Below are 14,563 nucleotides of genomic sequence, written 5' to 3'. Positions count from 1 at the left end.
AAATAAAAACCAATTTTTATTTTCTCTTGTATAGAGGCACAGAAGAACAGGCCTCACCATACATAATACTTTTAGCGTAAGACTGCATTTTTGCTGTAGCCCATAAGTATGCATTTGGCGGCACTGGCTTGTTGCTACAACCCTTAATAATAACGGGTTTGTCTTTATAAACAGAAAAATCTAAGTTAGCTATAATAGACTGGTAAACAGAAGAGTACAATTCCTCTAGGTTTCCTTGCACTATATATTTTGCATGTGGTTGTAGCTGCGTAGTAATTAACATATATGCCCAACCAGGCACAATGGCATCTGTAGAACAATGTAAAGCTACATAGGCATTAGTATACTGCTCCCAGTTGTGATTTGCAATATGTTTTCTAAAATCTTTTTCTTTTAAAATAAAGCCTTCAAAAAGCCAATCTTTTATATCTAAAAGCACTTTTTCTTCCTTTGGAAAGTAATCTTCCAAATCAAAAGTAACAAGTTTAGAACTTGCCACTCTATTTATAATTTCATTAGACTGTGCCATATAGTAAGATTTAAATACCAGAAAATTTAACTACTAATTACAAAAGTCCAAGCTCTAATTTAGCCTCTTCACTCATTAATTCTTGTGTCCAAGGCGGATCAAAAGTAATTTCTACCTCGGCACCCTTTACAAGGTCTAAGGATTTTACTTTTTCTTCTATTTCTACAGGTAAAGATTCTGCAACTGGGCAGTTAGGAGATGTTAATGTCATTAGTATTTTAACATCATTATCTTCATTTACAAAAACATCGTAAATTAAACCTAGTTCATATATATCTACAGGAATTTCTGGATCGTAAATGGTTTTTAAAACTTTTACAATATCTTCTCCTAATTGGTGTGTATCTACTGCTTCACTCATAACTTATATACTTGTTACTTGTTGTTATTTTAATTGCGTTTGGTATGCAATGGCGTACATTTTTATTTGCTTAATCATACTTACCAAACCATTTGCTCTTGTAGGAGACAAATGCTCTTTTAATCCAATTTCATCAATAAAACTGGTATCTGCATCAATAATATCTTTAGGGTGTTGCCCACTAAAAGCACGTATTAAAATGGCTATAATTCCTTTGGTAATAATAGCATCACTATCTGCGGTAAAAGAAAGTTTATCTCCTTCTAAATCTGCATGAACCCAAACTTTGCTTTGGCATCCTTTAATAATATTATCATCGGTTTTGTATTGCTCATCTATTAAAGGCAATGACTTTCCAAGATCTATCATATATTCATAGCGTTGCATCCAGTCATCAAACATAGAAAACTCGTCTACTATTTCTTCTTGTATTTCTTTAATTGTCATAGTTCCTTTTTAATTTTACAAAAAGCCGAAGCGTTTATATTTAAAACAAAAATACGATAACAAAAGTGCTTATCAAATTAGCGTGTAGTAATTAACTTTTTATTGTAGCATTGCTACTGCTCTTTTTACACCAGCAACTAAAATATCTACTTCTTCTTTTGTATTATAAAAGCTAAAGCTAGCCCTTACAGTACCTGGTATTTTGTAAAAATCCATTATAGGTTGAGCACAATGGTGACCTGTACGTACAGCAATTCCTAATTTATCTAAAATAGAACCAATATCGTATGGGTGAATGCTGCCTACATTAAAAGATATTACAGATGTTTTTTGTTCTGCCGTACCGTAAATTTTAAGTCCGTCTACAGTTAATAATTGTGCCGTTGCATACTCTAACAGTTCATGCTCATAATCTGCAATAGCACTAAAACCAATAGCATTCATATAATCTAAAGCAGCACCAAAAGCTATACCACCGCAAATGTTAGGTGTACCAGCCTCAAACTTATGTGGCAAATCTGCATAGGTTGTTTTATCAAAAGTAACCTCAGCAATCATTTCTCCACCACCTTGGTAAGGAGGTAGTTTAGTTAACCACTCTTCTTTACCGTATAACATACCAGCCCCTGTTGGTCCGCACATTTTATGTGCAGATACAACATAAAAATCTACATCTAAAGCTTGCACGTTTGCTTTTATATGTGGTGCAGCCTGTGCGCCATCTATTAAAACAGCTGCACCAACCTTGTGTGCAGCGTTTATAATTTCTTTTATAGGATTAACTGTCCCTAAAGCATTAGAAACGTGGTTACAAAAAACAAGTTTAGTATTGCTACATAGTAATTTATAATACGCCTCTATATCCAATTCACCATTTTGGTTCATTGGAATAACTTTTAAAATAGCACCAGTACGCTCACATAACATTTGCCAAGGCACAATATTAGAGTGGTGTTCTAATGCTGAAACAATAATTTCATCTCCTTTTTTTAATAGTGATGAAAAACCACTTGCAACAAGGTTAATACCGTGTGTTGTACCAGCAGTAAAAATTATTTCATGTGCATGTTTGGCATTAAAATGATGTTGTATTGTTGCTCTAGCCTGCTCATACTTATCTGTAGCTTCTTGAGAAAGTGTGTGCACACCTCTATGTATATTTGCATTGTAACCACTGTAATAGTCCACAATAACATCTAATACCTGTTTAGGCGTTTGCGATGTTGCTGCATTATCTAAATACACTAAAGGCTGCCCATTTACAGTTCTACTTAAAATAGGAAAATCTTTGCGTATTGTTTGGATATCTAGGGTTGTTTTCTGCATAATTTTTTAAGCTATCAGATTGTATTTTTTACAAGTCAAAACCTAAATTAACACCTAGTTTATTAGCTATTAATTTATTAATTCTAACTTTTAATTCTGGTATACGTACGCTTTCTAATACGTTATTTGCAAAGGCATACATTAGTAATGCTCTTGCTTCTTTTTTAGGTATACCTCTAGACTGTAAGTAAAATAAAGCTTCTTCATCTAACTGACCAATAGTACAACCGTGAGAACATTTTACATCATCTGCAAAAATCTCTAATTGTGGCTTTGTGTTAATTGTTGCTTTATCACTAATTAATATATTATTGTTTTGCTGAAAAGCATTTGTTTTCTGAGCAATTTTATCTACTATAATTTTACCATTAAAAACACCTGTAGCGCTGTCTGCATAAATACCTTTATAATCTTGGTGACTCTCACAATTTGGTTGTATATGGTGTACAAGTGTATGGTGATCTACGTGCTGCTTGTCTCCAATAATAGTTATACCCTTCATGGTAGAATCTATACGTTCTCCATTTTGGTAAAAATTTAGGTTGTTACGCATTAATTTACCTCCAAAAGAAAAAGTGTGCACTTTTACGTGACTACCATCTTTTTGATCTACGTAAGTGTTATCTATAAGAGATGCAGAATCTACATCGTTTTGCACCTTATAATAGTCTACAATTGCATTTTTTGCAGCAAAAATTTCTGTAACGCAGTTTGTTAATACCGCATTGCTAGTTAAACTTTGGTGACGCTCTATAATTTGCATCTCTGAGTTTTCTTCGGCAATAATTAAGTTACGCGGCTGCAACATTAAAGCAGCATCATTACCAGTAGAGAAATGTATAATCTCTATTGGTTTTTTTGGCACTTTATTTTTTGGTATATAAATGTATGCTCCCTCTCTACTAAAGGCTGTATTTAGTGTTGTTAAAGACTCGTCTTTAGAAGCTACTTTATTAAAATAAACATCTATAACAGCCTTATACATTGGTTTAGTTAATGCTGCGCTCATTAAACAAATATCTACACCATCATGTGTAGTTTCAGACAAGTTAGAGCTATACACACCATCTACAAACACTATTTTATAAGTATCTATTTGATGAATAAAGTATTTTTTAACATCCTTGTATTCTAAAGAACTTTCTTTTTTAGGAAAGATGCTAAAATCTATTTTTTGTAAGCTGTTTAACGAGGTGTATTTCCAGGCTTCCTCTTTTTTAGAAGGAAAACCTTTAGTCTCAAAATTTTTAATAGCCTCTGTACGTACATCGTGCACAGGGTTGTGTACGTCTACGTTATTCTCGAACGCTAAAAATGAAGAAACTAATTTATCTTTTAAATCCATATTATTTAATGTTGAGTAGTAAGTGAAAATTTAATGTATTTGATATATACATTAAACATATAACTCAGTACTTTTTTAAACTGCCGCTTCTTGCTTAATCCAATCGTATCCTTTTTCTTCTAACTCTAAGGCAAGTTCTTTAGTTCCAGACTTTACAATTTTACCATTATAAAGTACGTGTACATAATCTGGCACAATGTACTCTAACAAACGTTGGTAGTGTGTAATTACAACAATAGCATTGTCTTTATTTTTTAACTTATTTACACCGTTAGCGACAATACGTAATGCATCAATATCTAAACCAGAATCTGTTTCATCTAAAATAGCAAGTTTAGGCTCTAGCATTGCCATTTGGAAAATTTCATTACGTTTTTTTTCGCCACCAGAAAAACCTTCGTTTAATGAACGAGATAAAAACTTACGGTCTATTTCTAACAACTCAGACTTATCACGAATAAGCTTTAGCATGTCTTTAGCAGGCATATCTTCTAAACCTTTAGCTTTACGAGACTCGTTTATAGCAGTTTTCATAAAGTTAGTTACAGATACACCAGGAATTTCTACAGGGTATTGAAAAGATAAAAATACACCGTTGTGAGCTCTTTCTTCTGGAGAAAGGTCTTCAATGTTTTCTTCATCTAAAAAGATGCCTCCTGCAGTAACTTCGTAAGTTTCATTACCAGCTATAACAGATGCCAATGTACTTTTACCAGATCCGTTTGGCCCCATAATAGCATGTACTTCACCAGCACCAACTTCTAAGTTAATCCCTTTTAAAATTCCTTTGCCTTCTACACTAGCGTGTAAATCTTTAATTTTAAGCATTTTATCGCTACTTTAATGTTCTTTATTATTCTTTTGTTTTTTTGGGCGTTTTTTTCATTTATCTAAAAACACCACCAAGCGTTTCTTTGTTAAAGAAACAAGCTTATCCTACAGAGCCTTCTAAACTAATTTCTAATAGTTTTTGTGCTTCCACAGCAAATTCCATTGGCAACTTATTTAATACCTCTTTACTAAAACCGTTTACTATTAATGCAATTGCTTTTTCTGTATCTATACCACGTTGGTTACAATAAAAAATTTGGTCTTCACCAATTTTACTTGTTGTTGCCTCATGCTCTATCATAGCAGTTTTGTTTTTAGCCTCTATGTATGGAAATGTATGTGCACCACACTCATTACCCATTAAAAGAGAGTCGCACTGAGAAAAGTTACGTGCATTTTCTGCACGACTACTTACTTGTACCAAACCTCTATAGCTATTTTGAGATTTACCCGCAGATATACCTTTAGAAATAATTGTACTTCTGGTATTTTTACCAAGGTGAACCATTTTTGTACCAGTATCTGCTTGTTGGTAATTGTTTGTTACTGCAATAGAATAAAACTCTCCAATAGAGTTATCTCCTTTTAAAATACAAGAAGGATATTTCCAAGTAACCGCAGAACCGGTTTCTACTTGTGTCCATGATACTTTTGCGTTTTTCTCGCACAAAGCTCTTTTTGTAACAAAATTATAAACACCACCTTTACCCTCTTTGTTTCCTGGGAACCAGTTTTGTACGGTAGAGTATTTAATTTCTGCGTCATCCATTGCAATTAATTCTACAACGGCTGCGTGTAATTGATTTTCATCTCTAGATGGCGCAGTACAACCTTCTAAATAACTTACATAACTCTCTTGATCTGCTACCACCAAAGTACGCTCAAACTGACCCGTACCTGCTTGGTTAATTCTAAAATAAGTAGAAAGCTCCATAGGGCAACGTACGCCTTTAGGTATGTAACAGAAAGACCCATCTGTAAAAACAGCCGAGTTTAATGCTGCGTAAAAGTTATCTGTAGTTGGTACTACAGTTCCTAAATACTTACGTACTAAATCTGGATGTTTTTGTATAGCTTCAGAAATTGGCATAAAAATAATACCCTTTTCTGCTAATGTTTTTTGAAAAGTAGTGGCAACAGAAACAGAATCTACAACAATATCTACAGCAACATTTTGCAATTTCTTTTGTTCGTCTATAGAAATACCTAGCTTTTTATACATTTCTAACAACTCTGGATCTACATCGTCTAAAGTTTTGTTAGGATCTGCTTTTTTTGGGGCAGAATAGTAACTTATTGCCTGAAAATCTGGTTTTTCATAATTTACGTTTGCCCAGTCTGGTTCTTCCATTTTTTCCCAAACACGGTATGCTTCAACACGCCAGTCTGTCATCCACTTAGGCTCATTTTTCTTTTTAGAAATAGCTACTACAATTTCTTCACTTAATCCTATAGGAAAAGTATCAGATTCTATGTCTGTATAAAAACCGTACTCATATTCTTTGGTTTCTAGCTCTTTCTTTAACTCTTCTTCTGTATATGCCATATCATCTTAATTTGCTACTAAAAACACTATTTTACTAGCTAATTTTTAAATCTTTGCTTTTATAATTTTAATCATTGTTTATAACGAAAAACTCTCGCCACAACCACAAGTTCTTTGTGCATTTGGGTTATTAAACACAAAACCTTTTCCGTTTAATCCTCCAGAATACTCCAAAGTAGTTCCTACTAGATATAAAAAACTTTTTTTATCTACTACAATTCGCACCGCATTATCTTCAAAAACTTTGTCTGTATCTGTTGTAGTTTTATCAAAATCTAACTCGTAAGATAAACCACTACATCCGCCGCTTTTAACACCAACACGCACAAAATCTTTTTCAGCATCAAAACCACTTTCTGTCATTAAATCTATGACTCTCTTCTTTGCTGTATCTGAGACTTTTATCATACTAATCTTTATTTAAATTAGAGTTAAACACAAATTTAATTTGGTTTAGTTCTAAACAATTTACAAATATAGTGTATAAGTAGGGTTTTACCATACATCCTAACATTATTATAACGAATGATAACATAAGATTTCTCTATTTACCAAAAAAGTTAATCTATATTAAGATTCTTTTATGTGTAAAAATCACAATTAATACAATATCCTTATTATTTTTGCAGCATGTTAGACGATAAAAATCCAAAGAGAACATCTCTTGAACAATTAGGCGAATTTGGTTTAATAAACCACCTTACTAAAGATTTTACTTTACAGCACAAATCTAGTATTAAAGGTATTGGTGATGATGCTGCTGTTTTAGATTTTAAAGACAAAAAAACAGTAGTTTCTACAGATTTACTTATAGAGGGTGTGCATTTTGACCTTAGCTATGTACCTCTTAAGCATTTAGGATACAAGGCCGTAATGGTAAACTTGTCTGACATTTATGCTATGAATGCTACAGCAACACAAATTACTGTTTCTATAGCGGTTTCTAACAGGTTTCCGTTAGAGGCTTTAGAAGAATTGTATAGTGGTATTGCACTTGCTGCAAAAACATATAATGTAGATTTAGTTGGTGGAGACACTACATCATCTACAAAAGGTATGCTAATTAGTATTACTGCTATTGGCCAAGCAAAAGAGGAAGATTTAGTTTACAGAAATGGTGCCAAACCAAACGATTTACTTGTTGTTACAGGAGACCTAGGTGCTGCTTATATGGGACTACAAGTTTTAGAGCGCGAAAAAGAGGTTTTTAAAGTTAACCCTAATAACAACCCAGACCTATCTATGTACACATACATTGTAGAAAGACAATTAAAACCAGAAGCACGTAAAGACATTGTGCCTTTATTAGATGCTTTGGGAGTTAAACCAACCTCTATGATTGATGTAAGTGATGGTTTGTCTTCAGAAATTTTACATTTATGCGAACAAAGTAATGTTGGTTGTAATTTGTATGAAGAAAAAATACCACTAGACCCAACTGTTATTAGTTCTTGTGAAGAGTTTAAAGTAAACAGTACAACTGTTGCCTTAGGCGGTGGTGAAGATTATGAACTGCTTTTTACTATAGACCAAAAAGAATTCCCGAAAATAAAAGGGAATCCTAACCTAACTGTCGTAGGGCATATGACAGATAAGAATGAAGGTGTTCACTTAATTTCCAGGAATAATACTAAAATTCCGATTACCGCGCAGGGCTGGAACTCTTTATCTGAAGAACCATAACACTATACCGCATGTTGCGGAGTGTGTTGGCGTTTTTTCTTATAAACCTTTTGCAAAGTATTGTTAATATCCTCTAACTCTGGTGTTAGTGCAGACAAATTTCCTGTTACATCTGTAGTAACTTGTTTTTTACAGTGTATGCACTCGTACTCGTTTATATGGGACGTTACTTTTTTTGTTACTGCGTAATAATGACCAAAAATTCCACAACATAACGCGTTAAAAACTGAACTAGAAGTGGCTAAAAATTTTTTCATAGCTTGTAGGATTTAAACAATGTTTGGTGGGGACCAGGCACTGATATTAATAATATTTTTTTTGATGATTGATAACCATTAATTATCATCATTTTTAAAATAACGTTTCATTGTTAAAAATATTGAGCTAATGTTAATTTTTTTTAACAAAAAACATTTTTTTCGATGAAATACACAAAATTTTATGAACAAGTAGTCGTTTGTCGATAATTTAGAATACACTATCTTTCCCTTTTAATACAATACACACCCAATGAATAATACCAAAGAAACACTAGTATCTGCTTTTGCATTGTTTTCGCTCTTTTTTGGTGCAGGAAACCTAATTCTTCCTCCTTTTATAGGCTTTAACTCTGGAGAAATGTGGTGGGTAATGGCTATAGGCTTTTGCCTCTCTGCTATACTAATACCTATATTGGGTATTTTTGCCCATGCAAAATTACAAGGAACCATTTTTGACTTTGGTAAAAAAGTATCTAACACCTTTAGTTTGGTATTTTCATTTTGTATTTATATTATAGCTGTTGCATTGCCTTCACCCAGAACGGCATCAGTAACACATGAAATTGGTATTGCTCCTTTTTTTGATACACCTTCTATATACACAAGCATTGTATATTTTAGCCTGGTACTTGTATTTGCTCTAAACAGATCTAAAATTTTAAACCTACTAGGTAAGTTATTAACTCCGGCAATACTTATAATATTACTAGCAATTATTGGAATTTGCGTTTTTAGTTTTGATTTTTCCTTTGGCACATCTACCATAAAAAACCCATTTACAGACGGTATTTTAGAGGGTTACCAAACTTTTGATGCCATTGCAGCCGTTGTAGTGGGTGGCGTACTAATTATATCTATTAATCTAAAAAACAAAGATATATCTTACACAGACCGGAAAGCACTCATTAAAAACGCCGGTATTTTTGCAGGCCTAGGTTTACTATTTGTATACGGAGGCTTAATATTAACAGGCGCTTTAATGCATACTAGTTTTGATAGTGGCATAAACCGTACAGATTTGTTAAACGGTATTAGCAGAACACTTTTAGGTCATGAAGGAAACAAATTTTTAAGTATTTTGGTAAGTTTAGCCTGTTTTACAACGGCAATTGGTATTGTTACAGGTACTGCAGATTTTATTAAAGGCAGGTACAACAACTCTAACAAAGCATATACCATTACTGCAGTTATAAGCTGTATTTTAGGCATAGTTATGGGACAGTTTAATGTAGATTACATTATTATTGTGGCCATACCAGCTTTAATGTTTATTTACCCAATTACTATTATTTTAATAGTGCTTAATGTATTGTCAGATAGGTACACAAAACCAAAAGTTTTTAGAGCGGTTGTTTACACTACCATTTTATTTAGTGTTCCAGATTTTTTAAACAGCATAGGTATAACAAGTGTTTCTAATTTTACGGCAGAATACCTACCATTAAGTAAATTTAGTCTTGGCTGGGTTTTGCCAGCTGCAGTTGCTTTAATTATTGGAAATTTAACGTACAACAAAAATACTACGGTATAATTTTTGACTATTATTAAATATTGATAGAGCTCTGGTTACCATACCATTTGTTTTTTTAATAATTTTACCAACGTATGAACACTATATACTCCTATTTTTTAAAAATTACTGCTCTACTAATGTTTATAGTAGTGAGTTTTGGCTATGCGCAAGAGATAGAGAATAGCGCAGATGTTTTTTTAGAAGAATATTCAGATAATTTTCAAGAAGCCTTTTTTGAAGGACTAAAGCAAAAAGGTATAGAAAATTATGACCGTGCAATAAATAGCTTTTTGGTTTGCCAAAAACTACAACCAGATAATGCAGCAGTAGCTAATGAACTTGCCAAAGCTTATATAAAAAACAAACAGTATAGTTTGGCACAAGAACAAGCAGAAATTGCGCTTAGTAAAAAACCAGATAATTTGTGGTATTTAGAGAGTTTATACATATCCTTAGTAAAACAATACAAAAACGTTAGTAATTTAAAAGAAATAGTACCCTATAATAACTACAACCTAAAGCAAAACTTAGCGCACTTGTTGTACTTAAAACAAAATTATAACGAAGCAAAAAATATACTTGCTGAACTAAAAGATGATGCGTTTAAAGAAGATTTAAATGCAAAATTACAGGCTGCCATAGCACACAAAAAAGCCAATACTAGCACTTACACCTTTACAAGTACTAGCACAACCACTACTAAAAATAAAAATACAACAACTACTAAAAGTGTTAACAACAGTAGTAATTCTGCCTTTAACTACAAAAACAGATTAAAGTTTACACTAAAACAGAAAAATTATATTTTTTTAGAGACCACTGCTAAAGAGGCTCTAGAGGCATACCCATCTCAGCCTTACTTTTACTATGCGTTAGGAGCTGCATATAATGGTAAAAGAAAGCACAGGCAAGCTCTAGAAACTTTAAAAACAGGATTGGACTATGTGTTAGATGACATACGCCTTGCAGATGATTTTTATAGAGAAATTGCTGCCGCATATACAGCAATGGGCAATCCTGCAAAAGCAAATATGTACTTATCTAAAGTAAAATTTAAAAAATAACAAATGACAAAAAATCTTCAAATAGCACCAAAACTAGTACTTGCACTTATTATTGCGGTGTTTTTTGTATCATGTAAATCTAAAAAGGTTATCGCAAGTAATACATCAACCTTAAAAAAACTTAACACAAAAACTGTTGTTAAAAACCATTATGCAAACGCCTTAGATTTTAAAACATTACGCGGAAGATTAAAGATTGATTATACCGATGGCACAGATGCACAAGGCTATACAGTTAGTTTTAGAATGGAAAAAGATAAAGCTATTTGGATTAGCGCCACGTTAGGTGTAGTTAAAGCCTACATAACACCAACAAGAGTTAGTTTTTACAATAGGTTACAAAATGAGTATTTTGATGGAGATTTTACATATTTAAGCAATTTACTAGGTACAGAATTAGATTATAATAAATTACAAAACTTACTTTTAGGACAAGCATTGTTTGACTTGCGAAAGGAAAAATATACCACCGTTGAACTAAACAACCAATACCAATTGGCACCTAAAAAAGTAAATGAGCTTTTTAAAACACTGTTACAAATAGAGCCTAACAATTACAAAATTGCTGGTATGCAATTAGCACAGCCAGATAAAAATAGGTTATTAGATGTACAATATAAAAACTACCAATTAGTAGATAAAAAACTAGTGCCAAATATTATAGACATTTATGTTACAGACAAAAACAAAACGGACTCTATTGCCCTAACTTTTAAGAACATAGAGTTAAACAAAAAATTTGGTTTTCCTTACAAAATACCAAATGGTTTTAAAGAAATTGTTTTAAAATAACCATACTATTTATGCGCCAAATTACGTTTTTTACATTACTTATTTTTCTGCTATGCGGAAGTTTTTTGGCTGCACAAACCAACCAGCAAATAGCATTAGAGAAAAAACGTGCGCAATTGCAAAAAGACATAAGAGCTATAAACCGACTTTTATATGCTGAAACTAAAGAAAAAGGCAATGTTTTAGAACAAGTAGAAAGTTTAGAGCAAAAAATTAATGCACAGCAACAATTAGTGCGTATTACCAACCAACAAAGCAACTTGTTAAATAGGCAAATAAATGCTAACGTGCGTAACATAGGCACCTTAAAAAAGAATTTACTGAGCTTAAAGGAAGATTATGCCCAAATGATACAAAAATCGTATCAAAACAAATCTCAACAAAGTAGACTGTTATTTTTACTTTCTTCGGAAAACTTTTTACAAGCATACAAACGACTGCAATACATAAAACAGTATACAAATTACAGACAAGAGCAAGGTAAAGCCATACTTGCCAAAACGGACACTTTAAAACTTAAAAACCAGGCTTTAATAGACCAGCGTAAATTAAAGGAACAGTTGCTTAAAGAAAATTTAGCTACAAAAAAAGAATTAGAACAAGAGAAGAAAGCTAAAGATGCACTTTTAAGCACTATTAAAAAGAATGAAAGTAAGTACACTGCTAGTATTAATAAGAAAAAATCTGAAGCACGTAAAATAGATCAGCAAATTGAAAAATTAATACGTTCTGCAATTGTAGCTACCAACAAAAAAACTACCGGTAAAACCACAACAAAAACCAGTAGCACTAAATTTGTATTAACTCCAGAAGCTAAAATTGTTGCTAACAATTTTACTGCAAATAAAGGCAAGCTTATTTGGCCTGTTGCAAAAGGATTTAAAAGTAAGGGATTTGGCGTATACAAAGATGCTGTATACCCGGGTATTAAACACCAAAATAATGGTGTAATTATAGCTACAGACAAGGGCTCTAAGGCACGCTCTATTTTTGAAGGGGAGGTAATAGCGGTACTTGCTGTACCTGGTGGTAATAAAGGCGTGCAAATAAAACACGGTAACTACATAACTACATACTATAACCTCGCTACAACTTACGTAGAAAAAGGAGATAAAGTTACTGCAAAGCAGGAAATAGGAGAAGTTGCTACCAATAAGTTTAGCGGACAAACATTATTAAAGTTTTATTTATACAAAAACGTTAGCAAGTTAAATCCTGAAGAGTGGATTTACCAACTTTAACCCTAGTAAATATAAGTAACAAATTACTTTGCAAGTTTTATTTTCCAAGGATTAAAGGTCAAGGTATTCATATACTCTTGCTTATGTACAATTAGCATTTTGTGTACACCATTATCTACAATGGGCAAATAACCAAATTCATAACAAAAGAAATAAACTCCGTTTTTAAACGGAAAAATATGAGTAAACAAATCTACCCTATAACCAAGTTGCACTAAAACCTCTTTTTTAACTGTACTTTTTCCACTTGGACAAAAGTGAGCAAGCAAACTTCTATTTTTTCTAAGAGCGCTATTAATTTGCTTAATAGTTATTTCATGCATTGGTCTGTTGGTATTGTGGTAAGAACTTCTACAGTCGGTATCACAAAATTTTTTATCAGACCTACCAATTAACTCTTTATTACACTGCAAACAAAATTTAATTTTCATACATAATAGTATTATTATACGTTTATAAACGAATATAATCGCTTAAAAATAAGCATTTTAGTGGTATTATAATCATTTTTACGGTATGAAATCTATTATAACAAAACACAACTTACCAAATACAGCATCTACAAAACCAGATTATGTGTTGGCTGTGTCACTCATGCAACAAAAGTTAATATTAAAAAATTATAGTAAAAACACTACAAAAACATATTTACATATGTTTAAACAGTTTTTAAAGTACATATATCCAATGCCTTTGCACCAGGTAACTACTGCACATATAACATTTTACCACCAAGAGTTAATTACCAAGCAAAACATATCTACATCATACCAAAACCAAAGTATTAATGCACTTAAGTTTTACATAGAAAAAGTATTAAACTTACCAAAAGTACAGTATGATTTTTGCAGACCAAGAAAAGCTAAAAAACTACCTAAAGTATTATCGTTAAATGAAGTTGATAGTTTACTTAAGTGCACATACAATATAAAACATAAAACTATTTTTATGACTATATATAGTTGTGGCTTACGTATATCTGAATGTTTAAATTTAAAAATTGAAGACATAGATTCTAAAAATATGCGGGTATGGATAAGAAATGCAAAGGGTAATAAAGATAGAATTACACTATTATCGCCCACTATGCTTATACAATTAAGGGCGTATTACAAGTTATATAAACCTAAAGAGTGGTTATTTGAGGGTGTAGAAGGCAAACAATACAGTGCATCTAGCATTAGGCAAGTTTTTAATAGATCTAAAAGAAAAGCAAATATAAATATACCTGCAACAGTACATACCTTAAGACATTCTTTTGCAACACATTTACTAGATGCGGGCACTAATTTAAGGTTTATACAACAATTACTAGGCCACAACAGCTCTAAAACTACAGAAATTTACACGCATGTAAGTACTACTAATCTTATAAATATTACAAGTCCTTTAGAAATGTTACCTAAATAATATTATATTTGAAAGAGAAATAAACGCAATAAACTGCGTTTACTAACTAGTTGTAACCAATTTGAGAAACCGAATGGCAATTAACCAATTTATAACATACATACTGCCGAAAAAGAGCATTGAAATGAAATTTGGAGAAATACCAAATCAAATGAAAATAAAAAATAAAGAAAGGGAAAAGAAAAGGGAAAAAAAAAAAAAAAAAAAAAAAAAAA

Annotated in this window: 16 protein-coding genes; 6 read left to right on the top strand and 10 right to left on the bottom strand. The window is 32.2% G+C overall.

Going from position 1 to position 14,563, the window contains the following annotated elements; genetic code table 11:
* Positions 1-16: 16 nt before the first annotated feature.
* From BFJ87_RS05085 to BFJ87_RS05050, 8 genes are all read right to left on the bottom strand, one after another.
* Positions 17-529 (bottom strand): DUF2480 family protein, encoded by a 513-nt coding sequence (locus BFJ87_RS05085; RefSeq protein ID WP_077400889.1) that lies wholly within the window; start codon positions 527-529, stop codon positions 17-19.
* A gap of 37 nt (positions 530-566) precedes the next feature.
* Positions 567-890, bottom strand: coding sequence for a DUF59 domain-containing protein (locus tag BFJ87_RS05080; RefSeq protein ID WP_013621087.1), 324 nt, complete (start codon positions 888-890; stop codon positions 567-569).
* Positions 891-914: 24 nt separating this feature from the next.
* A complete protein-coding gene (locus BFJ87_RS05075; protein ID WP_077400886.1) occupies positions 915-1,337 on the bottom strand; it encodes a SufE family protein in 423 nt (140 codons plus the stop codon).
* Between the two features lie 99 nt (positions 1,338-1,436).
* A complete protein-coding gene (locus BFJ87_RS05070; protein WP_077400883.1) occupies positions 1,437-2,663 on the bottom strand; it encodes an aminotransferase class V-fold PLP-dependent enzyme in 1,227 nt (408 codons plus the stop codon).
* A 28-nt stretch (positions 2,664-2,691) separates the two neighbouring features.
* Entirely contained in the window at positions 2,692-4,008 is a 1,317-nt protein-coding gene (sufD, locus tag BFJ87_RS05065; protein ID WP_077400881.1) for a Fe-S cluster assembly protein SufD, read from the bottom strand.
* 75 nt (positions 4,009-4,083) lie between these two features.
* Positions 4,084-4,836, bottom strand: coding sequence for a Fe-S cluster assembly ATPase SufC (gene sufC / locus BFJ87_RS05060; protein WP_077400878.1), 753 nt, complete (start codon positions 4,834-4,836; stop codon positions 4,084-4,086).
* Between the two features lie 103 nt (positions 4,837-4,939).
* Positions 4,940-6,385 carry a Fe-S cluster assembly protein SufB gene (gene sufB / locus BFJ87_RS05055; RefSeq protein ID WP_077400875.1) on the bottom strand — a complete coding sequence of 482 codons (1,446 nt, stop codon included), beginning with the start codon at positions 6,383-6,385 and terminating at the stop codon, positions 4,940-4,942.
* A 78-nt stretch (positions 6,386-6,463) separates the two neighbouring features.
* A complete protein-coding gene (locus BFJ87_RS05050) occupies positions 6,464-6,793 on the bottom strand; it encodes a HesB/IscA family protein (protein WP_077400872.1) in 330 nt (109 codons plus the stop codon).
* 222 nt (positions 6,794-7,015) lie between these two features.
* Between BFJ87_RS05050 and thiL the strand changes: the two genes are divergently transcribed.
* Positions 7,016-8,068, top strand: a complete 1,053-nt coding sequence (thiL, locus tag BFJ87_RS05045; RefSeq protein WP_077400869.1) for a thiamine-phosphate kinase — start codon at positions 7,016-7,018, stop codon at positions 8,066-8,068.
* Between the two features lie 2 nt (positions 8,069-8,070).
* Here the strand turns inward: thiL and BFJ87_RS05040 are convergent, their stop codons facing one another.
* Positions 8,071-8,325: a hypothetical protein gene (locus tag BFJ87_RS05040; RefSeq protein WP_077400866.1), complete on the bottom strand. Its 255-nt coding sequence runs from the start codon at positions 8,323-8,325 to the stop codon at positions 8,071-8,073.
* A 253-nt stretch (positions 8,326-8,578) separates the two neighbouring features.
* Here BFJ87_RS05040 and brnQ point away from each other — a divergent pair, with 253 nt between their 5' ends.
* The 4 genes from brnQ (at position 8,579) to BFJ87_RS05020 (ending at position 12,938) form a co-directional block, all read left to right on the top strand.
* On the top strand, positions 8,579-9,859 hold the full coding sequence (gene brnQ / locus BFJ87_RS05035) for a branched-chain amino acid transport system II carrier protein (protein ID WP_077400864.1): 1,281 nt from the start codon (positions 8,579-8,581) through the stop codon (positions 9,857-9,859).
* 74 nt (positions 9,860-9,933) lie between these two features.
* Entirely contained in the window at positions 9,934-10,905 is a 972-nt protein-coding gene (locus BFJ87_RS05030; RefSeq protein WP_077400861.1) for a tetratricopeptide repeat protein, read from the top strand.
* Between the two features lie 3 nt (positions 10,906-10,908).
* Positions 10,909-11,697 (top strand): lipoprotein insertase outer membrane protein LolB1, encoded by a 789-nt coding sequence (gene lolB1, locus BFJ87_RS05025; protein ID WP_077400858.1) that lies wholly within the window; start codon positions 10,909-10,911, stop codon positions 11,695-11,697.
* A gap of 11 nt (positions 11,698-11,708) precedes the next feature.
* On the top strand, positions 11,709-12,938 hold the full coding sequence (locus BFJ87_RS05020; RefSeq protein ID WP_077400855.1) for a murein hydrolase activator EnvC family protein: 1,230 nt from the start codon (positions 11,709-11,711) through the stop codon (positions 12,936-12,938).
* Positions 12,939-12,961: 23 nt separating this feature from the next.
* Here the strand turns inward: BFJ87_RS05020 and BFJ87_RS05015 are convergent, their stop codons facing one another.
* Positions 12,962-13,369, bottom strand: a complete 408-nt coding sequence (locus BFJ87_RS05015; RefSeq protein WP_077400852.1) for a hypothetical protein — start codon at positions 13,367-13,369, stop codon at positions 12,962-12,964.
* A gap of 85 nt (positions 13,370-13,454) precedes the next feature.
* Between BFJ87_RS05015 and BFJ87_RS05010 the strand changes: the two genes are divergently transcribed.
* On the top strand, positions 13,455-14,348 hold the full coding sequence (locus tag BFJ87_RS05010) for a tyrosine-type recombinase/integrase (RefSeq protein ID WP_077400849.1): 894 nt from the start codon (positions 13,455-13,457) through the stop codon (positions 14,346-14,348).
* Positions 14,349-14,563 lie beyond the last annotated feature (215 nt).

The organism is Cellulophaga omnivescoria (assembly GCF_001999725.1).
GTDB lineage: Bacteria > Bacteroidota > Bacteroidia > Flavobacteriales > Flavobacteriaceae > Cellulophaga > Cellulophaga omnivescoria.
This window is presented reverse-complemented; position numbering and strand designations above follow the sequence as displayed.